Origin of the sequence: Bacillus sp. SIMBA_005, assembly GCF_046535585.1 — a bacterium.
GTDB lineage: Bacteria > Bacillota > Bacilli > Bacillales > Bacillaceae > Bacillus > Bacillus pumilus.
Genome location: NZ_JAWRWI010000428.1, coordinates 1 through 270, shown reverse-complemented (window position 1 = coordinate 270; position 270 = coordinate 1). Strand labels below are relative to the sequence as shown.

At 39.3% G+C, this 270-nt stretch carries 1 pseudogene; it reads left to right on the top strand.

The features are described from left to right. A pseudogene (locus tag SB660_RS20750) lies at positions 1–270 on the top strand (PAS domain-containing sensor histidine kinase); the annotation flags it as partial.

Genomic DNA, 270 nt, shown 5'->3' with positions numbered 1-270 from the left:
ATCACCGAATTCTTGATTTTAGCCAAGCCCCAGGCCATTATGTATGAGGAAAAACATGTTACCCAAATTATGAGGGACACGATAGACCTACTAAATGCGCAAGCCAATCTCAGCAATGTACAAATGCAACTTGATTTAATTGACGACATTCCCCCGATTTACTGTGAACCGAATCAGCTGAAACAGGTTTTTATCAATATATTAAAAAACGCCATCGAAGTGATGCCTGACGGCGGAAATATTTTTGTAACGATAAAGGCATTGGATCAA